We start from the raw sequence: 21,984 nt of genomic DNA, 5'->3' as shown, positions 1-21,984 counted from the left end.
CCCTTGGGGTGGCCCCCCCCGGGCCCCCCCGCCCCCCGCCGCGGGGGCCGGGCGGGGGCGCGGCCCACGGTGGGGGGGGCGGGGGGCGGGGGCCCCCCGCGACTTCCCCCCGGCCGCGCCCCCGCGAGGGGGCTAGGAGTGGGCCAGGGTGTAGAGCCGGTCGTGCTCGTCCCAGCGGGCGGTGCTGATGACCTTGGTCGCGTCCGGCACGGTTCCCAGGCGCAGTTGCCTGGCCAGCGCGTTGAGGCGCTTGGCGGAGGCGGTGACGGCCTCGCGCAGGGCGGTCGGGCTGCCCCAGTGGGTCTCGTCCTCCTTCAGGCTCTTGCGCAGACCGGAGGCGATGGTGGACAGGCGCTTGCCGTACGAGTGGGCGCGCAGTCTGGCCAGGTCCTCCTGCACCAGCGACACCGTGTCCGCCAGCGCCTTCGCGTCGTAGGTCTCCTTCCGCCCGGCGTCGGCCTTCTCGCCGTGGCCGCCACGGTCGCCGGTGTCCACGGTGGCGAAGGGGAGCAGGTTGCGGAAGCTGAGGTAGGCGGTGGCGGCCTCACCGGCCGTGGTCGCGGTCAGCGCCTCCAGCGCCGCGTCGAACAGCTCGTCGAGCTGGCCGCCCTCCAGCTGGATGATCGGCAGCAGCCGGTCCAGCTTCATCACCTCCGACTTCAGGTCGTCGGTGACGAGCTGGCGCACCTTCGCCATGGCGAGGTCCTCGTTCGCCGCCGTGGCGAGCTGGCGCGACAGGGCGCCGCACTGGACCACCCAGGCGGTCGTGTGGCAGCCCATCCCGGTGACCCCGGGAGGCGCGGGCGCGCGGCCGTTGACGACCAGGGGCTGACCGGCGGTGAAGGTCACCACGAGCGGGTCGTTTGCCGCGTCGTCCACCCAGGCGTTGGAGCCGGTGGCGTCCGGCAGGACGGGCATCGTCTTCCACGCCGCGGCGATCCGGGTCAGCAGGTTCGTGACCTCCTCCTTGCCGAGGTCGGCCCCGGGGAAGAGACGGCGCAGCTCGGCGGTGAGCTTGGCCCTGGCCTCCGTGGCGGCGGAGGCGCCGAAGAAGCCGGAGTAGGTCACACTGCGCGGGTACGCGGCGGCGACCAGGCTCTGATGCTCGTGGACCAGCGTCGGCACGATGGCCTCGACCCGGGCGGCGGCGTCCTTGGCCAGGCTCTCGATGGCCTGGACCGAGAGCAGGGCGCGGCTGAGGGCGGTGCCGACGTGCCGGCCCTCGCCCTTTCGCAGCTCGCGCAGCCGCTCCTTGCCGCTGCCCGGGGACAGGCCGATGACGCTGCGGGCCGCGGTCTTGATGGACTTGGCGGCGTGGAAGAGTTCCTGGTCGTCGGTGGGCCTGGCGTACCTCTGCGCGATCGTCTCGGCCTTGGTCTCGATGTCGGCGGCGGTCATGGCGAACGAACCGATGCCGCTGACCAGCTTCTCCAGGTTCTCGGCCAGGGTCGCGAGCTCGTCGTAGCTGGTACGCGGGACCTTGGCCGCCTCGGGGTCGAGCAGGAAGATGATCCCCGACTCGCGCAGGGCGGCGTCGTAGGAGAACATCCGCCACAGCGCATCCTTGACCTGGACGGCGGTGTAGGGCGGGTCCGGGTCCTTCGGCGGCTGCGGCTTGGGTTGCGCGGGCTGCCCGGGTTGCTCCGTCTCCATCTGCTCGGCGGCCAGCTTCGCCTCCTCCTCACGCTGGAGCGCCAGACGGTCCATGGACAGGGAGTGGCGCTCGTGGGCGATGAGGACGTTCCGGTAGCGGCCCTCACCCGACCCGATCGAGCCGCGGGCCGAGGGGTTGAAGACGGTGGCGTACGGCAGGTAGTTCACGTAGGCCAGGTGGTGGGCGACGGCCACGCCCAGCGTGTCGGCGGCGCGGGCGCGCACCTCGTCCTGGGTCTCCATCGAGCCGTCCTGCTTCTTCCGCGGGCCGTCGCGCAGCACCCTGCGGGCCAGATCCAGGCCGGTCACCGTGCGGTGGGCGGCGTCCTCCAGCCTGGGCGCGCGTTCCTCGTGGTCCTCCAGCCACAGGAAGAGCTTCATCTGGGTGGAGTCGAGGTTGGACATCCAGGCGGTCGCCTCGTCGTGCAGGGCCTGGACCTTGCCGATGGCCTCGGTCAGGGTCAGGTTGTGCAGGACCGCCTTGAGCGCGTCGAGGTGGACCTGCCAGGCGATGGTGTGGTCGCCCATGCGCGCGCCGAAGGGGGAGGGGGTGCGGGGACGGGGGCTGATGACCACGCGCCGGATGAGGTCGCTGCCCGGTTGCGGCAGGATGGCGGGGCGCAGGTAGACGGTCGCGCCTTTGGGCAGGTCGGAGTGGGACTGGGCAACCAGGGGAATCGGTCCTTCCACCGGCGTGGTGTCGGTGTCGCCCGCGGTCGGATCCTGGTTCTTCTTGGCACGCTTCATTGCGCTCCGTCCCGGTTGGCAGTGATATGAACTCCCCCTTTTCCCGCGGAAGGCGTGGTCGCGGCTAGTGGCCAGGTCGTCACAGTTCCGGATCGGCGGACGTTTACGCTGGTAGGAGGGTTCGGGGGGAGGCTCATCCATGAGGTGCTCACGAATGCGCGTGCTGGTGGTCCTGGCCGGGCTGCTGGCCCTGCAGACGCCTGCCGGGGCTGCGGTCGCGGCGCGGGAGTTTCCCGAATTGACACCGGCGGTGACCGCCCGCCTGGACTCCGTCGTACAGAAGACCATGCGTGAAGCGGGCGTGCCCGGCGTCGTCGTCGGCCTGTCGGCTCCCGGCAAGGGCTCGTACGTGCGGGCCTTCGGCGTCGCCGACAAGGCGACCGGCGCCGCGATGACGCCCGGCGTGTACTCGCGGATCGGCAGCGTCACCAAGACGTTCACCGTGACCGCGCTGCTCCAGCTCGTCGACCGGGGCAAGGCCGGCCTGGACGACCCGATCGCCGACTACGTCGAGGGCGTCCCGAACGGCGAGCGCATCACGCTGCGCCAGCTCGCCGGCATGCGCAGCGGGCTGTTCAACTACAGCGAGGACGAGGGGTTCTTCAAGGCGCTCACCGGCGACCCCACGCGCTCCTTCACGCCGCGGGAGCTCCTGGCCTTCTCCTTCAAGCATCCCGTGCTGTTCGAGCCGGGCGCCGAGTTCTCCTACTGCAACACCAACCTCATCCTCCTGGGGCTGGTCGTGGAGAAGCTCGGCGGTCAGCCGCTGCACGAGTTCGTCGGCGCCAACATCCTGAAGCCCGAGGGCCTGAACCGGACGATCTTCCCGACCGGCGCCGCCTTCCCGAGCCCGCACCCCCACGGCTACACCAACCAGACCGCAACGGGCGCGGTCGAGGACGCCACCGGCTGGAACCCCTCCTGGGGCTGGGCCGCCGGCGCGATGATCTCGGACCTGGAGGACCAGCGGAAGTGGGCGAGAATCCTGGCCACCGGCTCGCTGCTGAGCCCGCGTACACAGGCCGAGCGCCTCAAGACGGGAACGACGCAGATCTCCGGCACGGGCTACGGGCTCGGCATCTTCAACGTGGAGGGCTGGATCGGGCACAACGGCTCGCTGCCCGGCTACCAGACGCTGACGATCTACCTGCCCGCGTATCAGGCGACGCTGGTCATGCTGCTCAACACCGACATCTCGTACGAGGGCCAGGAACCCAGCACGGTCCTCGGCCGGGCGGTCACCGGCGTCGTCACCCCTGACCACGTCTACCAGCTGGGCGGCTGAGCAGCCCGGGACAAGACGAGAGGGCCGGCCCCTTACGGGACCGGCCTTCAACGGTCAGACGGTCAGCCGAGACCGTTCTTGAGCGCGGTGATCAGTTCACCGTTGGAGGTGTCGCCGCTGAGCTCCCAGAAGAACGCGCCGCCGAGGCCCTGGTTCTTCGAGTACGTCATCTTGCCGCCGATGGTGGCCGGTGTGTCGTAGCTCCACCACTGGTTGCCGCAGAAGGCGTAGGCCGTGCCCGCGACGGTGCCGGTGGAGGGACAGCGGGTCTTGAGCACCTTGTAGTCCTCGTTGCCCGGTTCGTAGGTGCCTGGCGCCGGGCCGGTTGCGGTTCCGCCAGGTGTGGCCTGGGTGACGCCGGTCCAGCCTCGGCCGTAGAAGCCGATGCCGAGGAGCAGCTTGCTCGCCGGGATGTTCTTGCTCTTGAGCTTCTGGATGGCGTTGTCGGAGTAGAAGCCCGCGATCGGGATGCCGGTGTAGGAGGTGAGAGGCGAGTGCGGGGCGGTCGGGCCCTGCGCGGCCCAGGCGCCGAAGAAGTCGTAGGTCATGACGTTGTACCAGTCGACGTACTGCGCGGCGCCGCCGTAGTCGGCCGCGTCGATCTTGCCGCCGTTGGTGCCGTCCGCGGTGATGGCCGCGGTGACCAGGTTGTTCGGGCCGAAGCGGGCGCGTACGGCCTGCATCACGTTCTTGAAGGACGCGAAGCCGCTGCTGTCACAGGTCAGGCCGCAGGCGTTGGGGTACTCCCAGTCGATGTCGATGCCGTCGAAGACGTCGGCCCAGCGGGGGTCCTCGACCATCTGGTAGCAGGACTCGGCGAACGCGGTGGGGTTGGCCGCGGCCTGGGTGAAGCCGCCGGACCAGGTCCAGCCGCCGATGGAGAAGAGGATCTTGAGGTTCGGGTACTTCTTCTTCAGCTTGCGCAGCTGGTTGAAGTTACCGCGCAGCGGCTGGTCCCAGGTGTCGGCGACGCCGTCGACGCTCTCGGCCGCCGAGTAGGACTTCTCGTAGTCGGCGAAGGAGTCGCCGATGGTGCAGCGGCCGCCCGTGGTGTTGGCGAAGGCGTAGTTGATGTGGGTCATCTTGGCGGCCGAGCCGCTGGTGTCGATGTTCTTGACGTGGTAGCCGCGCTGGTAGACGCCCCACTGGACGAAGTAGCCGAGGACCTTGTTGCCGCCGCCGCCGGGGCCGTCCGAGGTGGTGGCGGAGGCCGAGTTGCTCGCGGCCGAGCGGTTTCCTGCGGCGTCGCGGGCGCGGACGGTGTAGGTGTAGGCGGTGTTCGAGCTGAGCCCGGTGTCGGTGTGGGTGGTTCCGGTCACGGTGGTGACCAGGGTGCCGCCGCGGTAGATCTCGTAGCCGGTGACGCCGACGTTGTCGGTTGAGGCGTTCCAGGCGAGGGAGACGCTGTTGGAGGTGACGCCGGTGGAGCGGAGGTTGCCCGGCACGGTGGGCGCCTGGTTGTCACCGCCGCCGCCCGAGGTGGTCGCCGTGACCGCCGCGCTGTCGGCCGAGCGGTTGCCCGCCGCGTCGCGGGCCCGGATCGTGTAGGTGTAGCTGGTGCTGGCGGTGAGCCCGCTGTCGGTGTGGGTGGTTCCGGTCACGGTGGTGACCAGGGTGCCGCCGCGGTAGATCTCGTAGCCGGTGACGCCGACGTTGTCGGTCGAGGCGTTCCAGGCGAGGGAGACGCTGCTGGCGGTGACGCCGGTCGAGCGGGCGTTGCCGGGAACGCTGGGCGCCTGCGTGTCGGTGCCTCCGCCGCCGGTGGTCTTCCACAGGGCCGCGACGTTGGGCGGCTCCCAGCCTGGCTGGGAGGTGTGGCTCTGCCGGCATTCGTACTCGACGCCGTTGTAGGTGACCCGGGTGCCCGCGGTGTACGCGGTCCACGGGGCCCAGTCGGCGAAGGCGACCTGGGTGCTGCTGGCACTGAAGGCCATGGGCGGGGCGACCACCGCTGCGCCGAGTGGCAAGAGTAAGGCCGCCAGGACTGCGAGTGTTTTGCGATGCTTCATAGTGCTCCGACATCCGGTGCTTGGGGGGTGGGATGAAGAGAAGCGCAGAAACTCTTAGGAAAGTTTCCTTTTAATTACCTGCGACGTTAACCCCTGCCCGCCAGGTCGTCAATATCTGGATCAAAAGGTCGACGAGGATCAGCAGGCCGATGCCGATCAGCACGAGGCGCCCCCAGCGAGCGTCCCGGCCCGGATGGCGAAGAAGCGGCGGGCGAGGCACCAGGACCAGGTGGACGCTCACCCCGCCGCGTCCTGCGGTGCCTTGGCCTGGCACGACGGTTCTTCCACGCGAGCGGCCCGGGTTTGTGCGGCGCAAGGCCAAGGCACGGCTTCCGTATCCTTACCGGGTGATCCGCGCCGTGGTGATTGATGTGGACGACACGCTCTGCCTCACCGAGGCGGCGTGCTTCGAGCTCGAGAACGAGGTCCTGGCGTGTATCGGCCGTGAGCCGATGTCCCGGGACGTGCACCTGTCCACGTGGGGGCAGCCGCTGCTGGAGGCGATGCCGTCGCGCTCGCCGGGCATCGACGTCGAGGCCTTCGCCGCCGCGTACCCGGCCGTGCTGCGGCGGTATGTGGCGGACGGGCGGCTGGACGTCGTCGCGCAGGAGAACCTCCAGGCGCTCGACGCGCTCGCCGCCGCGGGCCGCAGCCTCATGCTGCTGACCTCACGTACGGAAGCCGAGGTCGAGCACCTGCTGGCCCCGGACCACGCGCTGACCGGCCGCCTCGCCGCCGTCTACCACGCGGGCAACATGCGCTACAGCAAGCCCGACGCCCGCGCCTTCGACGAACTCCTCGCCGCCACCGGGCTCGACCCCCATCACTGCCTGTATGTCGGCGACTCACCCGGCGACGCCCACGCCGCCAACGGCGCCGGCCTGCGCTTCATCGCCTGCATGCAGAGCGGCGTCCGGCGGCGTGCCGACTTCGCCGCCCATCGTGTCGACGCGTTCATCGACACCTTCCCCCAGATGGTCGAGGCCGTGGCCCACCTGGAGACCGCCCGGTCATGAACGGCGGGCCCACGCCGCCGGCGCGGACACCACGCTCCCGACCGCCGGCCGCGAGGCGGCAGGCCATGCCCCCGGTTGCCACAGTCACCGTGACCTATCTCGGGCGTACGGCGGTGACGTAGTAGATCATCGGGCTGAGCTCGCCTTCCCCCTCGACCAGGAAGCCCGCGTCGGGGATCAGGTCGCCGAGGAGTTCGCGCGGGCTGTGGCGCATGGCGGGTCCGGTGAGCAGCCGTACGAGCCGCCCGGTCAGCCGTCCGGTCGGCGGGCGGAACTCGGCGATGAGCAGCCGTCCGCCGGGACGCAGCACCCGGAACATCTCCCGTACGGCGGCGCCGCGCAGATCGGCCGGAACGTGGTGGACCGCGAGCGTGGACATCACCACGTCGAACGACGCGTCCGGCAGGGCCAGCGCCTGAGCCTCGCCGACCAGGTAGGCGCAGTTGCGCGGGGCCCGCGAGCGGGCGTGCTCCACCATGGGCGGCGAGGGGTCCACGCCGGTGACCTCGGCGGCGATCGGGGCGACGATCCTGGTCAGGTAGCCGGTGCCGCAGCCCACGTCGAGGACCCGGTCGCCGGTCCGCACCCCGGACCTGGTGGCCAGGCGGGTGAAGACCTCGCGGCGCCGGCCCAGGAATCCGAGGGTGGCGCCCATGCCGTAGGCGCGGGGATGGTCGATCGTGCCGCCGTGGTCGGCGTGTTCCTCGTGCCGGTGCAGAAGCCTGCCCAAACCCATGATCGCCTCCGATATCGAACAGAGTGTTCTGTAATGAATAGTCTGTCTGTCGGTGTTGCCGGGGCAACAAACAGTTCTGCCCGGCTGTGCCGTACTGAACACAAGGAGGGACATTGGACCGGCGGGTACGGCGCACGCGGCAGGCCATCCAGGGGGCGCTGGTGGAGCTGACGCTGGAGAAGGGCTACGACGCGGTGACGGTCACCGACATCATCGACCGGGCCGACGTGGGCCGATCCACGTTCTACGCGCACTTCACCGACAAGCAGGACGTGCTGTTCAGCAATCTGGAGGCGCTGACCTTCCTGCATGCGGAGCCGGGCGTGGACGGGCGGTTGTTCGCCTTCAGCCTGCCGATGTTCGAGCACGTGCACGAGCAGCGGCGGCTGGTGAAGGCGCTGCTCGGCAGGCGCGGCGGCGGGGTGGTGATGGCGCGGGGCGAACGGATGCTGGGCCGGATGATCCGCGCGGAGCTGGAGGCCAGGAAGGGGGAGGTGTCCGAGCTGGTGGTGAGCTGTGTGGCGGGGGCGTTCATGACGTTGCTGCGCAGGTGGGTGGACGAGGAGATCACCGCGACGCCCGCCGAGCTCGACGCCGCCTTCCGCGCCACGGTCCTGCCGGGGGTGGAGGCTCTGTGACGTTCCTTCCCACCTGCACTACCACCGGCCCGGCAGGCTACGGCATTCTCCCGGCCGCAGGCGCCTTTCTAGACTGGCCGCCATGAACGACCCCCGCCGCCGTGTGCTCCTGTGGATCGGCTTCCTCGTGTTCGCGGCCATCAACACCATCGGCGGCACCATCGGCGGTACGGCCCAGGTCGCCGGCCTGATCGCCGGAATCGTCTGCCTCGGCTTCATCGCGGCCCTGATCATCCACCACTACACCGGGCGCCGGCCGTGACCCGGTCGTCGCCTCCTCTGGAGAGGGTGCTCCCATGGCATTGGAATCCATCAATCCCGGTGAACTCGACCCACCGGCGACCTACAGCCACGTCGTCGTCGCCACCGGCACGCGGATGGTCTTCATAGCCGGTCAGGTGGCCGAGGACCGGGCGGGCAACCTCGTCGGACCGGGGGACATGACGGCCCAGGCGCGCCAGGTGTTCGCCAATATCGGACATGCGCTCGCCGCCGCGGGTGCCCGTCCCGACCAGGTGACGAAGCTGACGATCTTCGTCGCCGGGTACCGGCGTGAGCATCTCGCGCAGATCGAGGAGGGCAGGGTCGCGTTGTTCGGCGATCACAAGCCGGCGGACACGCTGGTGGGGGTCGCCACGCTGTCCAGGCCGGAGTACCTGCTGGAGGTCGACGCCGTCGCGGTCACGACGTAGCTCCGGCCGCTACGGCTTGCGGCCCACCGCGGCGTACATGTTGGTGGCGGTGTCCGGGAGGGGCCGGTCGCCGGGGGCGGGGCGCCAGCGGGGCATCGGGACGACGCCCGGGTCGAGGAGGTCCAGGCCGGTGAACAGGCGTTCCACCTCGGCGCGGGTGCGCAGGTACATGGGGATGCCGCTGCTGGTGTACTCGCGGGCCAGTTGCTCGGACTCGGGGGCCAGGTCGGCGGTCGGGATGGTGACGGCTAGGTGGCTGCCGGCCGGAAGAGGGGCGATCAGGGCCTCCACCAGGCCCTGGGCGTCCTCCACGAACTGGAGCATGGCGATCACCGTCAGGGCCACCGGGCGTGTGAGGTCGATCACCTCGTGCAGGGTGGGGTCGCCGAGGAGCGCCTCGGGGGTACGCATGTCGGCCTGGATGTAGGCGATGCGGCCCTCGGGCGTACCGGCCAGCAGGGCCCTCGCATGAGTCAGCACGATGAGGTCGTTGTCGACGTAGACGATCCGGGCCTCGGGGGCGCTCTCCTGGACGACCTCGTGCAGGTTCGGGGAGGAGGGGATGCCGGTGCCGATGTCGACGAACTGCTGTATGCCCGCGTCGGCCAGGTAACGGGCCATCCGGTGCATGCAGGCGCGGTTGGCGAGCATCGAGGTGCGCAGTCCCGGCCAGTTGGTCAGCACCTTGGACGCGGTCTCCCGGTCGGCGGCGAAGTTGTCCTTGCCGCCCATGATGTAGTCGTAGACCCGCGCCGAGTGCGGCCGGTGGGTCTGCAGATCCATCGGTGTGGGCCGGTGCTGTGGAACGTCTTCCATATCCGGATTCCGCCTTCCGGTCGTGGTCTTCTGGCCCCGCACTCAAGATCCACCATAGGGCACGGAGCGGACGGCGCACACCGGTCGGGGCGGGCGGCCCCGCGTGGGCGCCCGCCCGCGAGTCAGGTCAGGGGGTGGGTTCCTGCATGGTGACGCAGTGCGCGCCGCCACCGCCGTTTCCGTAGAGGTTGTCCAGGTTGAGCATGACCACCGGCTTGCCGAAGGCCGCGGCGATCGCGCTCCGCCGACCTGCTGGAGGGCGGGGCCGCGGCCCCCGTCACGCGGGCCCTGCCGACCCGTCTGGTGGAACGGGACTCGACGCTTCCCCGAGCTCCGCGATGACGGCGCCCTCCACCAGTTCGCGGGCGCGCTCCAGCGTCATCGATCCGCTGAGCCAGCGTTCGCTCACGCCTTCGACCAGGGCGGTCAGCCGTTCCGCCACGGCCGGCGGATCGGCCCGCGCGGCGGCCAGCCCGGCCGCCTGAGCCTGCCTGATCATGGCGGCGAGGTCGTCGACCCAGCCGCGCGTGGAGGTGCTGAGCGGCTCGCGCAGGTCGGGGTTGAAGACCGCGCTGGCCCGCAGCTCGCCCCAGGCCGCGCTGTTCTCCCGGACCGCGGGGGTGTCCTGCAGTTCGAGGAGCAGGAGCAGTTCGAGCTGCTCGCGCGGGTCCTTGCCGATCTCCATGGCCTCGTGCGTGTAGCGGCCGGCGCGCTCGTTGACGAACTCCAGCGTCTTGCGCATGAGCCCGGCCCGGTCGCCGAAGTGGTAGTAGATCAGCGCGGTCGACACTCCGGCCTCGGCGGACAACTTTTCCACCCGTAGCCCGCGCACGCCGCTGTGGGCGATGACGCGGACGGCCGCTTCCAGGATCTGCCGCTGGCGATCGGACGACATTTCACCTCACGTCGCAGGGTCGGGACACCTTGACTGAATCTTCAGTCGGTGGGCACTATAGCAACTCCCTAAGGCTGACTGAATTTTCAGACAGGAGTGATCATGCGCATGCCCGCCGAATGGGCCGTCCATGACGGCTGCCTCATGGCCTGGCCGACCCGGGAGGAACTGTGGGGCGACCTGCTCACCTCCGCCCGGCAGGAGTACGCGGCGGTGGCCCGCGCCATCGCGCGGTTCGAGCCGGTGACGATGGTGGCGCTGCCCGGCCAGGGCGAACAGGCGCGTGCGGAGTGCGGCGACACGGTCGAGGTGGTCGAGCTGCCGATCGACGACTCGTGGCTGCGCGACTCCGGCCCGATCTTCGTACTCGGCCCGGACGGCTCCCGCGCCGGCGTGGACTTCCGCTTCAACTCCTGGGGCGGCAAGCACCACCCCTGGGACCGGGACGACAGGATCTCCGCCCTGCTCCTGGACCGCCTCGGCGTCGCCCGCGTCGAGTCCGGCATGATCCTTGAGGGCGGCGCGATCACCGTCGACGGCGAGGGCACGCTGATCACCACCGAGCAGTGCCTGCTCCACCCCAACAGGAACCCCGGCCTGACCCGCGCCGAGATCGATGACGAGCTCAAGGCCAGGCTGGGCGTCACCAAGGTGATCTGGCTGCCGTACGGCGGGCTGGAGGACCGGGAGACCGACGGCCACGTGGACGGCGTCGCCGCGTTCACCGCCCCCGGCACGGTGCTCATCCAGCTCCCCGACGACCCGGGACACCCCGACTACGCCCGCATGCGCGCCAACAAGGCGATCCTGGAGGCCTCGACCGACGCCGCCGGCAGACCGTTCGAGCTCGTCGAACTGCCCCAGAGCGCGTTCACCGAGGTGGCCGGGGAGACGATCGAGGTCGGCTACCTGAACTTCTACGTGGCCAACGGCGGCGTGGTCGTCCCCGTCGCCGGAGTGGAGGCCGACGAGAAGGCCCTGGCCGTCATCGCCGGCGCCTTCCCCGGCCGCACCGTGGTCGGCGTGCGTACCCCGGTCATCGCCTACGGCGGCGGCGGCGTGCACTGCGTCACCCAGCAGATTCCGGCCGCGGGGCAGGCCTCGTGAACTACGCCGAACTGACCTCCTACGGCTCGCCGCTCGGTTCACCGGCCCGGCCCGGCACGGAACCCGGCACGCTCCTGCGGGTGGGCCTGGTCCAGATGCGCTGGCAGCCCGACGAACGGGCCCACGACGAGGCCCTGCGCACCGGGGTACGCCTGGCCGCGGGCCTCGGCGCCGAGGTGGTCTGCCTGCCCGAGCTCACCCGCAGCCCCTACTTCGCCGCCGACAAGACGCGGGCGCAGGACGCCGCCCGCCACATGGAGGACCTGCCCGGCGGCCCCACCACCGCGCTCGCCACCGAACTGGCCGCGGACCTGGGCGTCGTGGTGCACGCCTCCCTGTACGAGCGGGCCACCGACGGCGGCCTCGGCTACAACACCGCGATCTGCGTGGACCCGGACGGCACGCTGCTGGCGCGTACCCGCAAGCTGCACATACCGCGCTTCCCCGGCTACCACGAGGACCTGTGCTTCCGCCCCGGCGACACCGGCTTCCCCGTGGTGGAACTCCGCGGCGCCAGGTTCGGCTTCCCCACCTGCTGGGACGAGTGGTTCCCCGAGCTGGCCAGGACCTACGCGCTGGAGGGCGCGCAGGTGCTGGTCCACCCGACCGCGATCGGCTCGGAGCCGGAACTGCCGCACTTCGACACCCGGCCCATGTGGGAGCACGCCATCTCCGCCAACGGGCTGGCCAACGCCCTGTTCATGGTGGTGCCCAACCGGGTCGGCGCGGAGGGGCTCATCACCTTCTACGGCTCGTCGTTCATCTCCGACCCCTACGGCCGCGTGATGCTGCGCGCCCCGCGGGACCGGCCCGCCGTCCTCGTCGCCGACCTCGACCTGGACCAGCGGCGCGACTGGCTGGAGTTCGGCCTGATCAACACCCGGCGGCCGGAGCTCTACGGCGCGCTGACCCGCCCGATCTGACCCCAGGGAGAGCCCATGCGGATCGCAGCACTCACGGCCCTCGCCTTCATGGCGGTGGCCTGCGGCGGGGCCGCCACCCCCCACTCCACCGCCGGCACGAGCTTCACGCTGTCGCCCACGACGCCGCCCGCCAAGGGCGAGATCGACGGCTTCACCTGGTCCGTCTACGCCGAGCCGCCGACGCTCGACTACATCTACGCCTTCGACTACCCGCAGAACATGATCCTTTCCAACGTCTGCGAGAGCCTGATGCGCTGGACCCCGCAGCTCGGCCTGGAGCCCGGCCTGGCCCAGGAGGTGAAGCAGCCGGACGCGAAGACGTTCGTCTACCGCATCCGGCCCGGGGTGAAGTACCACGGCGGCGGCGAGGTCACCGCCGACGACGTCGTCTTCAGCCTGCGCCGCCACCTGGACACCGCTTTGGGCTCCTACTGGGCCAAATCCTTCGACCGGGTCGCCTCGATCGGCAAGAGCGGCCCGATGGAGGTGACCGTACGGCTGAAGCGGCCGGACTCCCAGTTCAACCAGTGGATGGCCACCTCGGCTGGAACGGTCGTCAACCCGCGCGCCGTCCAGGCCAAGGGCCGCGACTACGGCAACCCGGACGGCGGCGCCGACTGCACCGGCCCCTACCGGCTCGGCCCGTGGCGCAAGGGCGAGTCGATCGCGCTCGACCGATTCCCCGGCTACTGGGGCAAGGGGGCGAAAGCCCGGCAGGTCACCTTCCGCTTCATCACCGACCCGGCCGCCAGGACCAACGCGATGCTGACCGGCGAGGTCGACGGCGGCTACCTCATCGCCCCCGACAGCTACGCCGGTCTGCGCGCGGGCGGCAAGGGCACGCTCTACTTCGGCAAGAGCCTGACCACGGTCAACCTCGCCTTCACCAACCTCAAGGGCACACTGAGCGACGTCCGCGTACGGCGGGCGCTGTCGCTGGCCCTGGACCGCGACGGCTTCGTCAAGACGGGCCTGCAGGGCGTCGGCTCGGTCGCCGCGGCTCCCGCGCCCCGGGACGCCTGGCCCCGGCAGACGGCGGCCCCGGCGGGCGCCAAGCGCGACGTGGCCGCGGCCAAGGAGCTCATCCGGCAGGCCGGCGCCACCGGCAAGAAGATCACCGTGGCGACCAGCCCGATCGGCACCGACGTGTCGCTGCTGGCCACGGCCGTACAGGCGGCGGGCACCGAGATCGGCCTCGACGTCGAGCTCAAGACCATCGCGCCCGACACCTACACCGCGCTGTTCTCCGACCCGAAGGCCCGCGCGGCCGTCGACCTGTTCCCCTGCACCTACTACCTGTCGATCACCGACCCGCTGGCCAGCTACTCGATCTTCCGCAGCGACGGTTTCGAGAACTACATGGGCTACGCCGACCCCGCCTACGACGCGCTCGTCGACCAGGCCGTCGCCGAGTACGACCCGGTCAAGCGGGCGGCGCTGACCGCCGGGCTGGGGCGGAAGGAGGCCGAGCAGGTGCTCTGGATCCCCGTCGCCGAATGGCCCACGTCGCTGTACCTCAGCAGGCGCATCACCGGGGCCCCGACCTCCATCGCCTACATGTACTACCCATGGGCGGCCGACGTGGGCGCGGCCGGATGATCGCCCGCTTCCTGCTGCGGCGCCTGCTGGAGCTGGCGCTGACGCTGGTGACCGCGTCGTTCCTGGTGTTCGGCGCGGTCCACCTGGCCCCCGGCCGCCCGGAGACCTTCCTGCTCGGCGGCCGGGCGGCGAGCCCGGAGGCGATCGCGGCGATCCGGGCCCAGTACCACCTGGACGACCCGTTCTTCCTGCAGTACCTCAAGTGGGCGGGCGGCGTGCTCACCGGCGACCTGGGCCGGTCGACGCAGTACCGCAGCCCGGTGCTCGGGCTGATCGAGGCCCGGCTGCCGAGCACGCTGCTGCTCATCACGATGGCCGCCCTGCTGGTGGTGGTCTTCGGCATCGGCCTGGGCCGGCTGGCCGCGGTGGGCGGGCCCGCCACCGACTCGGCGGTGCTCGTCGGCACCTCGCTCGCGCTCGGCACCCCGTCGTTCGTCGCCGCCATCGGCCTGCTGTGGGTGTTCTCCGTACAGCTCGGCTGGTTCCCGACGATCGGCAGCGGCGACGGGCTGCCCGACATGATCTACCACCTGGCGCTGCCGTCCCTGGCGCTGGCCCTGTACTGGACAGGCTGGCTCGCCCGGGTCACCCGCGGCGCCATGAAGGACCAGCTCGCCCTCGAACACGTCACCGTCGCACGCAGCCGCGGCCTGCCCGAACGCCAGGTGATCCGCCGGCACGTCCTGCGCAACGCGCTCGGCCCGGTCGCCACCGTCAGCGGCCTGACCCTGTCCGGTCTCGTCATCAGCACCGTGCTGGTCGAAGCCGCCTTCGGCATCGGCGGGCTCGGCGCGCTGCTGGAAAGCTCCGTGCAGGTCAAGGACTTCCCCGTCGTCCAGGCCATCACGCTGCTGGTGGTCGCGCTGTTCACGGTGACGAACCTGATCGTCGACCTGTGCTACCCGCTGGTCGACCCACGGGTCCGGCTCGGCGTACGGGGTGATGCCGGATGAGCGCCGCCGGCCCGATCATCCACCGCCCGGTCCTCGGCCGGCTGCGCACCGGCCGGAACCGGCTCTACCTGACCTGCCTCGCCTTCGCCGCGCCTGATGGTCGCCGTCGCGCTGGCCGGGCCCTGGCTCGCCCCCGCCGACCCCAACGCCGGCGACCTCGGCGCCGCCCTGACCGGCCCGTCCCCGGCTCACCCGCTCGGCGCCGACGCCGCCGGCCGCGACACCCTCTCCAGGCTCATCGCCGGCGCGAGCACCACGCTGCTGGGCCCGATCGCCGTCGTCCTGTTCTCCACCGTCGCGGGAGTCCTGGCCGGCGTCACCGCCGGCTGGTTCGGCGGCTGGCCCGACACGCTGCTGTCGCGCGCCGCCGAACTCCTGCTCGCCTTCCCCGCCCTGCTCGTGGCGATCGTCTTCGTCTCCCTGTACGGCACCGGCCTGGCCGCCCCGGTCATCGCCCTCTCCCTGGCCTACCTGCCGTACGTCAGCCGCCTGGCCCGCAATCTCACCCTCTCCGAACGTCGGCGGCCCTACCTGGCCGCCTACCGGGTGCAGGGCTTCTCCGGCCTGTCCATCTGCGTGCGCCACCTCATCCCCAACATCGCGCCCGTGGTGCTCGCCCAGTCGTCGGTCAACTTCGGCTACGCCCTGCTCGACCTGTCCGCCCTGTCCTACCTGGGCCTGGGCGTACCGCCCCTGACACCCACCTGGGGATCGATGATCAACGACGGCCGGTCCGCCCTGCTCCAGGGCCATCCATTGTCGGCCATCCTGCCGTGCGCGGCGATCGTGCTCACCGTGGTGGCGTTCAACGTCGTCTCCGAGCACTGGGCCGACCGCGTGTCACGGAGGCGGGCATGAGCGTGCTGCGCGTCACCGGCCTGCGGATGTGGCTGCCCGGCACCCTGCGGCCCGTCCTCGACGGCGTCGACCTGAGCGTGGGCGAGGGGGAGACCGTGGCGCTGGTCGGGGAGTCCGGCTCGGGCAAGAGCCTCACCTCGCGGGCCGTGCTCGGGCTCCTTCCCGAGGGCGCCGAGGTCGAGGGCGGCGTGGAGGTCGCGGGGCAGGACGTGCTCGCGCTGACCCCCGCCCGGCTTCGGGGGCTGCGCCGCCGTACCGTCGCGATGATCTTTCAGGACCCGCGGGCGGGCATCAACCCGCTGCGCAGGATCGGCGACTTCCTGGTCGAGGGGCGGCCCGGGTCGCGGGATCGCGCCCGCGAACTCCTCGACGCGGTCGGCCTGGAGCAGCGGGTCCTGAGGCAGTACCCGCACGAGCTGTCGGGCGGGATGCTGCAGCGGGTCATGATCGCCGGGGCGCTGATGGGCGATCCGAAGCTGCTGCTGTGCGACGAGCCGACGACCGCCCTGGACGTCACCACCCAGGCCGAGATCGTGGCGCTGCTCGCGGCGCTGCGTGAGAGATACGGGACCGGGCTACTGTTCGTCACGCATGACCTGGAGCTGGCCGCGGCCATCGCCGACCGCGTGTACGTCATGTACGCGGGCCGGATCGCGGAGACCGGATCGGCGGCCACGCTGTTCTCCCGCCCGCGCCACCCCTACACCGCGGCCCTGCTCGCGGCCACGCCCAGGGTGCTGAGGTCTCCACGAAGGTTGTCCACCCTTCCCGGGCAACCCCCTGATCTGCGGACCGAGCTTCTCGGCTGCGCATTCGCGGCACGGTGCCCGCTGGTGACGGCCGTGTGCCGCACCGATCCACCCGAACTTGTCGCCCAGGTCGCCTGCCATCACAGCCTCACCGGAGCGGAGCATGCTTGAAGTCGACGGGCTGTCCAAGTCCTACGGAAGCGTCCAGGCGGTCCGCGACGTCAGCTTCACGCTGGCCGAAGGCGGCTCGCTCGTCGTCGTCGGCGAGTCGGGGTCGGGCAAGACCACCACCGCCCGCATCGTCCTCGGTCTGGAGCGCCCCGACGCCGGACGCGTCACCGTGGGCGGGCACGACCGCTCCGTTCGGCGCCGCGGCCGTGCCGGACGGCTGCGCCTGGCCCGTGAGGTGCAGATCGTCTTCCAGGACCCGTTCCTGTCGCTGGACCCGCGGCTGAGCGCCAGGACGGTGCTGCGGGAGACCCTGAAGCTGCACTTCCCCGGCCTCGGCCACGCGCGGCGGATCGCCGAGCTTCTCGACCAGGTGGGCCTGGGCGAGCGGGAGGCGGACGCGCTGCCGCGCCACCTGTCGGGCGGCCAGCGCCAGCGGGTCGCCATCGCCCGCGCGCTCGCCGTCGAACCGGCCGTCCTCGTCCTGGACGAGGCGGTCGCCGCCCTCGACGTCTGCGTCCAGGCGCAGATCCTGAACCTCCTGGCCGACCTGCGCGAGCGGACCGGCACCGCGTTCCTGTTCATCACCCATGATCTCGGCGTGGTGAGCCAGGTCACCGACCACCTGGTGGTCATGCGGCGGGGGGAGGTCGTCGAACGCGGTACGACGGCGTCCGTGCTGGCCGATCCACGACACGCCTACACCCGGCTCCTGCTGGCTTCGGTACCCAGGCCACCCGGCTAGTCTGTTCCTAACCAAAATTTCAGTCAGGGGGATTGCGATGCGTATTTCTCGACGTCAGACACTACAAACGGCGATTCTTGCGGCTATGGGGGGCGCGCTGAGCGCCTGCGGCTCGTCCGTGACGGGGTCCGGGGCGGCGAAGCAGGGGCCCGCGCCGAAGGCCGCCGGGTGGCTGATGCCGGAGGAGACGCATCCGCACCAGAAGACGTTCATGTCGTGGCCGACCGAGCTCATCTGGAAGTCCGACACCGCGGGGGTGCGCGAGGACATCGCCGGCATCGCCCGCGCGATCGCCGGCTTCGAGCCGGTGGTGCTCCTGGCCAACCCCGGCGACGTCAAGGCCGCGCAGCGCGCCTGCGGTTCGCAGGTCGAGGTCGTGCCGATCCCGGTCGACGACCTGTGGATGCGCGACACCGGCCCCACCTTCGTCCTGCGCGGCAAGGACATCGCCGGCGTCGACTTCAACTTCAACGGCTGGGGCCGCAAGCAGAAGCACTCACGCGACAAGGACGTCGCCCGGCAGATCCTGGCCAGGGAGCGCGTCACCAGGATCCAGGCGCCGATCGTCGGCGAGGGCGGCTCGATCGAGGTCGACGGCGCGGGCACGCTGATGGCCACCGAGAGCTCGCTGATCAACGACAACCGCAACCCCGGCAAGAGCCGCGCCGACATCGAACGCGCGCTGACGCAGACCGTCGGCGCGACCACCTTCATCTGGGTGAAGGGCGTCAAGGGCAAGGACATCACCGACTACCACATCGACGCCCTGGCCCGGTTCTCCGAGCCCGGCGTCGTGGTGATCAGCACCCCGCCGGAGGACGCTCCCCAGGACGTCTGGACCGGCGCCTACGACCAGGCCCGCAAGGTGCTCGACAAGGCCGTCGACGCGCGCGGCAAGCGGCTGGAGCTCGTCGAACTGCCCGAGCCGGTCGACATCGGCAGCCGCGGCGAGGGTTTCCTCGCCACGTACGTCAACTACTACGTGGTCAACGACGGCGTCATCCTGCCCCGCTTCGGCGACAAGAAGGCCGACAAGGACGCCGCCGCCATCGTCCGTGACCTCTACCCTGGGCGCGAGGTCGTTCAGGTGCCCGTCGACACCCTCGGCGAGGGCGGCGGCGGCATCCACTGCGCGACCCAGCAGATGCCCAAGCCGAACTAGGGACTCTTGACGGCGACGCGCATGCCGACCTGCACGTACGGCCTGCCGTCCGGCAGCGTGGCACAGACCACCGGCCAGAACTCGTCCCCGGCCGGCATGCCCACGGCGGCGAACACCGTGGCCGCCGCCGACCGCGACACCGGCACCAGATCGGCCTCCAGCGGCGGGGAGAAGTGCCGCATCTCATCGACGAACTCGTAGCGCAGGCGCCCGCCGCCGTCCGCGCCCCGGCTGATGGTCGTGACGACCCCGGCCCGCGGGTACGTTCCGGCCAGAGGCGTCAGGTCCACCTCCGGCGGGTTCGCCGGCGGGGCGAAGGGCGGCGGCATGCGTACCCCGGCCAGCTCGCCGAGCAGCTCCCGGAACAGGTCGGAGTACAGGCGGCCGACCGCACCGCCGTTGGCCAGCAGCGCGATGGCCACGCCCGCTTCTGGCACCACGCGCAGGAAGGAGAACTGCGAGACGGCGCTGCCGTCATGGCCGAAGCCGGGGACCCCGTTCCAGTCGTGCAGGGTCCAGCCCAGGCCCCAGCCGTCGGCCGCGACGGTCCACTTGTCCAGGCTGTCCGCCTCGCGCCGCCGCATCGCGGCGACCGCGCCGGCGGGCAGCACGCGGGCGCCGCCGGGGGCGAGCCCGCCGTCCAGGTGCATCTTGGCGAAGCGCACGACGTCCCCCGCCGAGACGATCACCCTCCCGTACGGCCCGGCGGAGCGCGGCATCATGTCCCAGCTCGGCGCCGGTTCGGGTGCCCGGCCGGGCTCGCCCATGTGGCCCATGGCGGCGCGGAAGCGCAGCGCCTCCTCCGGCAGCGTCATCGAGCGCTCCAGCCCCAGCGGCTCGAACACCCGCTCCCGCAGCGCCTGATCCCAGGTCCGGCCGGTCAGCACCTCGATCAACCGGCCCAGCACCACGTAGCCGGAGCTGCCGTAGGACAGCACCATGCCGGGCGGGCAGTCGAGCGGCACCTCGCGCAACGCCCGGACGTACTTGGCCAGGCAGTCGTCGCCGCGCCCCGAGTCGTACATGAAGTCGTTGGTCATGCCCCCGGTGTGCGAGAGCAGCTGCCTGATCGTGATCGTCGCGGTGGCGTCCGGGTCGGGGGTGCCGAACTCGGGCAGCACGCCGGCCACGGGCGCGTCCAGGTCCAGCTCGCCCGAGGCGGCCAGCTGCATCACGAGGGTGGCGGTGTACACCTTGGCCAGCGAGCCGGCCAGGAACACCGAGTCGGGTGTGGCGCGCACGCCGGTGCCGCGGTGCAGCAGCCCGCTGGCCAGTTCGTGGACGGTGCCGCCGGTCAGCACCGCCAGCGTGGCTCCGGGCACGTGGTGGGCGGCGCGCAGCTCGTCGAGCCTGGCCTGCCACCGGTCGATGGCGAATGGGGATGTCATGGCTACCTCCGTACAGTGTTCGGACTCCGCACACTGTACGGAGAGCGTTCGGTGTGCGCAAGCCGTACACTGTGCGGGAGGGAGTGCGCGAGACGAGGAGAAGGCATGTCCGGCGAGAAGGAACTGTCGGTGTGGACCCGTCCGCGGTCCCAGCGCAGGGAGCGGCCGGCGCTGAGCCGCGAGCAGATCGTCGCCGCCGCGCTGGACCTGCTGGACGCCGAGGGCATCGACGCTCTGAGCATGCGCAAGCTCGGCACCCGGCTCAACGCCGGCGCCACCTCCATGTACACGCACGTGGCCAGCAAGGAGGAACTGCTCGAACTGGTCGTGGACGAGGTCTACGGCGAGATCGCGCCGCCGGCGCCGGGGGAGGACTGGCGGGCGGACATCATGCTGTTCGCCCGGAACGTCCGGGCGGGGCTGCTGCGCCATCCCTGGATCGGGTCCGTGCTCGGCGAGGCCGGGGTGGCCTACCTGGGGCCGAACGTGCTGCGCATGTCGGAGGGCACGCTGGCCGTGTTCGAGGCGGGTGGCTTCTCCCTGAAGGCCGCCGACCGGGCGCTGAACACGGTCATGGCCTACATCATCGGCCGGGCGACCAGCGAGGCCGCGTGGCTGACGAGGCTGGCCCGCCGCGGCCAGAACGAGCAGGAATGGGCCGAACGCCTGTGGCCCGCGGCCGAGGAGGCCGTCAGGGCCTACCCCCGGCTCGCCGCCCTGTACGCGGACCAGCGCGGCCAGGACCAGCGGGAGGCCAGGGAGCGGGAGTTCGAGGACGGGCTCGAATGTGTCCTGGACGGCCTGGCCACCCGCCTGAAATGAGGGCAAGTCACATTTGACATGGCGAAATTGCCCATTGCCCTCATATCAGCCTCATAAGCTGCGAGCCCGGCATAGAACCCCACGTTAAGCGCCATCCGCGCTAACGGAGAGACATATCGTGATTTATGTTCATGCCGATACTTGTGAAGAGTCAAGTGATGCTTGACGCCCCGTGGGGGTATTCACCATGATCAGCCGGGTTGGAAAAGTGCGGATTTGCGCGCCGGCAAATCCCGACAGGAGGCCCGGAAATGGATCGCACCGTCGTTGGCACCCCTCGTCACCCCACAGCCCGCACCCGCGCGCCCGAGGGAGCAGCCTGACCGATTCGTCCCCCTCCGATCCTCATGACATCCCGCCCCGTCCTTCCCCTGGCTGACGATCTGTTCCTCGTCGCCTGGGACGTCACCATTTCCGGGCAACCCCGCCTGCACCCGCACGGCATCGCCCTGGCGCTGGCCGGAGCCCTGCTGACCGAGCTGGTGTTCGCCGGGCGGCTGGCCGTACGCGAAGAACAGCTCGTCGTCGTCGGCCGGGGCGCCGTCCAGGACCTCCTGACCGCCAGCGTCCTGGCCGAGCTGGTCGCGCACCCGCAGCACACCTCGATCTCCACCTGGCTGGCCTACATGGAGAGCCAGGCCACGACCATGGTCGCCGACCGGCTCATCGGCGACGGGCTGCTCGTGCGCGAAAAGCCCCGCCTGCTCAAGAACCGCCAGTGCCGCTACCGCTACGCCTCCCGCGCCGTCTTCGGCCGGGCCGCCTGGCCCCCGGAGCGGCTGCGGGGCTGCCTGGTCGCGCACCGCCCCGTCCCCGACCAGGACATGATGCTCCTCGCGCTGGTCGACGCGTGCGGCCTGACCCCCGTGCTGCTGAACGACCCCGCCATGCGCCGGACCGGCGAGGCCTACCTGGCGACCGTCCTGCGCGCCCTGCCCGCGCCGCTGACCGCCCTGGCCCGCCAGGTACGCGCCGCCGTCGGCAACGCCGTCCTCACCTACCGCACCCGCCGCCTCTGACCCC

22 protein-coding genes are annotated in these 21,984 nt (G+C 71.1%); 15 read left to right on the top strand and 7 right to left on the bottom strand.

The window, feature by feature from the left end; genetic code table 11:
* Positions 1-132: 132 nt before the first annotated feature.
* Positions 133-2,400 carry a hypothetical protein gene (locus ACFWYW_RS10355; protein ID WP_379619466.1) on the bottom strand — a complete coding sequence of 756 codons (2,268 nt, stop codon included), beginning with the start codon at positions 2,398-2,400 and terminating at the stop codon, positions 133-135.
* A gap of 154 nt (positions 2,401-2,554) precedes the next feature.
* Here ACFWYW_RS10355 and ACFWYW_RS10350 point away from each other — a divergent pair, with 154 nt between their 5' ends.
* On the top strand, positions 2,555-3,685 hold the full coding sequence (locus ACFWYW_RS10350) for a serine hydrolase domain-containing protein (RefSeq protein WP_379619464.1): 1,131 nt from the start codon (positions 2,555-2,557) through the stop codon (positions 3,683-3,685).
* 62 nt (positions 3,686-3,747) lie between these two features.
* Here the strand turns inward: ACFWYW_RS10350 and ACFWYW_RS10345 are convergent, their stop codons facing one another.
* On the bottom strand, positions 3,748-5,619 hold the full coding sequence (locus ACFWYW_RS10345) for a glycosyl hydrolase family 18 protein (protein WP_379619462.1): 1,872 nt from the start codon (positions 5,617-5,619) through the stop codon (positions 3,748-3,750).
* Positions 5,620-5,764: 145 nt separating this feature from the next.
* Positions 5,765-5,935 carry a hypothetical protein gene (locus ACFWYW_RS10340; RefSeq protein ID WP_379619460.1) on the bottom strand — a complete coding sequence of 57 codons (171 nt, stop codon included), beginning with the start codon at positions 5,933-5,935 and terminating at the stop codon, positions 5,765-5,767.
* Positions 5,936-6,041: 106 nt separating this feature from the next.
* Here ACFWYW_RS10340 and ACFWYW_RS10335 point away from each other — a divergent pair, with 106 nt between their 5' ends.
* Complete coding sequence (locus ACFWYW_RS10335; RefSeq protein ID WP_379619458.1) at positions 6,042-6,710, top strand: HAD family hydrolase; 669 nt, start codon at positions 6,042-6,044, stop codon at positions 6,708-6,710.
* Between the two features lie 94 nt (positions 6,711-6,804).
* On the opposite strand, the gene ACFWYW_RS10330 is transcribed toward ACFWYW_RS10335, so the two are convergent.
* Complete coding sequence (locus tag ACFWYW_RS10330; protein WP_379619456.1) at positions 6,805-7,446, bottom strand: class I SAM-dependent methyltransferase; 642 nt, start codon at positions 7,444-7,446, stop codon at positions 6,805-6,807.
* A 113-nt stretch (positions 7,447-7,559) separates the two neighbouring features.
* Between ACFWYW_RS10330 and ACFWYW_RS10325 the strand changes: the two genes are divergently transcribed.
* The 3 genes from ACFWYW_RS10325 to ACFWYW_RS10315 all read left to right on the top strand — a co-directional run bounded on the left by ACFWYW_RS10325 (position 7,560) and on the right by ACFWYW_RS10315 (position 8,776).
* Positions 7,560-8,084 carry a TetR/AcrR family transcriptional regulator gene (locus tag ACFWYW_RS10325; RefSeq protein ID WP_379619454.1) on the top strand — a complete coding sequence of 175 codons (525 nt, stop codon included), beginning with the start codon at positions 7,560-7,562 and terminating at the stop codon, positions 8,082-8,084.
* Positions 8,085-8,166: 82 nt separating this feature from the next.
* Positions 8,167-8,346 (top strand): hypothetical protein, encoded by a 180-nt coding sequence (locus ACFWYW_RS10320; protein ID WP_379619452.1) that lies wholly within the window; start codon positions 8,167-8,169, stop codon positions 8,344-8,346.
* A gap of 34 nt (positions 8,347-8,380) precedes the next feature.
* Entirely contained in the window at positions 8,381-8,776 is a 396-nt protein-coding gene (locus ACFWYW_RS10315) for a RidA family protein (RefSeq protein ID WP_379619449.1), read from the top strand.
* Between the two features lie 9 nt (positions 8,777-8,785).
* On the opposite strand, the gene ACFWYW_RS10310 is transcribed toward ACFWYW_RS10315, so the two are convergent.
* Positions 8,786-9,592 carry an SAM-dependent methyltransferase gene (locus tag ACFWYW_RS10310; protein ID WP_379619447.1) on the bottom strand — a complete coding sequence of 269 codons (807 nt, stop codon included), beginning with the start codon at positions 9,590-9,592 and terminating at the stop codon, positions 8,786-8,788.
* Positions 9,593-9,869: 277 nt separating this feature from the next.
* Entirely contained in the window at positions 9,870-10,487 is a 618-nt protein-coding gene (locus tag ACFWYW_RS10305) for a TetR/AcrR family transcriptional regulator (protein ID WP_379619445.1), read from the bottom strand.
* 102 nt (positions 10,488-10,589) lie between these two features.
* On the opposite strand from ACFWYW_RS10305, the gene ACFWYW_RS10300 reads away from it, so the two are divergent.
* The 8 genes from ACFWYW_RS10300 to ACFWYW_RS10265 all read left to right on the top strand — a co-directional run bounded on the left by ACFWYW_RS10300 (position 10,590) and on the right by ACFWYW_RS10265 (position 18,751).
* Entirely contained in the window at positions 10,590-11,594 is a 1,005-nt protein-coding gene (locus ACFWYW_RS10300; RefSeq protein WP_379619443.1) for an agmatine/peptidylarginine deiminase, read from the top strand.
* Positions 11,591-12,517, top strand: a complete 927-nt coding sequence (locus tag ACFWYW_RS10295; RefSeq protein WP_379619440.1) for a nitrilase-related carbon-nitrogen hydrolase — start codon at positions 11,591-11,593, stop codon at positions 12,515-12,517. Before ACFWYW_RS10300 ends, ACFWYW_RS10295 begins: the two co-directional genes overlap by 4 nt.
* 15 nt (positions 12,518-12,532) lie before the next feature.
* Entirely contained in the window at positions 12,533-14,116 is a 1,584-nt protein-coding gene (locus tag ACFWYW_RS10290) for an ABC transporter substrate-binding protein (RefSeq protein ID WP_379619438.1), read from the top strand.
* Positions 14,086-15,069, top strand: coding sequence for an ABC transporter permease (locus ACFWYW_RS10285; protein ID WP_379619436.1), 984 nt, complete (start codon positions 14,086-14,088; stop codon positions 15,067-15,069). The genes ACFWYW_RS10290 and ACFWYW_RS10285 overlap by 31 nt, the downstream gene beginning before the upstream one ends.
* 96 nt (positions 15,070-15,165) lie before the next feature.
* Positions 15,166-15,927: an ABC transporter permease gene (locus ACFWYW_RS10280; protein WP_379640957.1), complete on the top strand. Its 762-nt coding sequence runs from the start codon at positions 15,166-15,168 to the stop codon at positions 15,925-15,927.
* The gene (locus ACFWYW_RS10275; protein WP_379619429.1) at positions 15,924-16,847 is read left to right on the top strand and encodes an ABC transporter ATP-binding protein; all 924 of its coding nucleotides are present in this window, start codon (positions 15,924-15,926) and stop codon (positions 16,845-16,847) included. The genes ACFWYW_RS10280 and ACFWYW_RS10275 overlap by 4 nt, the downstream gene beginning before the upstream one ends.
* Positions 16,840-17,589, top strand: coding sequence for an ABC transporter ATP-binding protein (locus ACFWYW_RS10270; RefSeq protein WP_379619427.1), 750 nt, complete (start codon positions 16,840-16,842; stop codon positions 17,587-17,589). Before ACFWYW_RS10275 ends, ACFWYW_RS10270 begins: the two co-directional genes overlap by 8 nt.
* A gap of 85 nt (positions 17,590-17,674) precedes the next feature.
* On the top strand, positions 17,675-18,751 hold the full coding sequence (locus ACFWYW_RS10265) for an agmatine deiminase family protein (RefSeq protein WP_379619425.1): 1,077 nt from the start codon (positions 17,675-17,677) through the stop codon (positions 18,749-18,751).
* On the opposite strand, the gene ACFWYW_RS10260 is transcribed toward ACFWYW_RS10265, so the two are convergent.
* Positions 18,748-20,139: a serine hydrolase domain-containing protein gene (locus ACFWYW_RS10260; RefSeq protein WP_379619423.1), complete on the bottom strand. Its 1,392-nt coding sequence runs from the start codon at positions 20,137-20,139 to the stop codon at positions 18,748-18,750. The genes ACFWYW_RS10265 and ACFWYW_RS10260 overlap by 4 nt on opposite strands.
* 105 nt (positions 20,140-20,244) lie before the next feature.
* Between ACFWYW_RS10260 and ACFWYW_RS10255 the strand changes: the two genes are divergently transcribed.
* Positions 20,245-20,961, top strand: coding sequence for a TetR/AcrR family transcriptional regulator (locus tag ACFWYW_RS10255; RefSeq protein ID WP_379619421.1), 717 nt, complete (start codon positions 20,245-20,247; stop codon positions 20,959-20,961).
* Positions 20,962-21,308: 347 nt separating this feature from the next.
* On the top strand, positions 21,309-21,980 hold the full coding sequence (locus ACFWYW_RS10250; protein WP_379619419.1) for a GPP34 family phosphoprotein: 672 nt from the start codon (positions 21,309-21,311) through the stop codon (positions 21,978-21,980).
* Positions 21,981-21,984 lie beyond the last annotated feature (4 nt).

The sequence above is a fragment of the Nonomuraea sp. NPDC059023 genome, from assembly GCF_042740095.1.
In the GTDB taxonomy this organism is placed as follows: domain Bacteria; phylum Actinomycetota; class Actinomycetes; order Streptosporangiales; family Streptosporangiaceae; genus Nonomuraea.
This window is presented reverse-complemented; position numbering and strand designations above follow the sequence as displayed.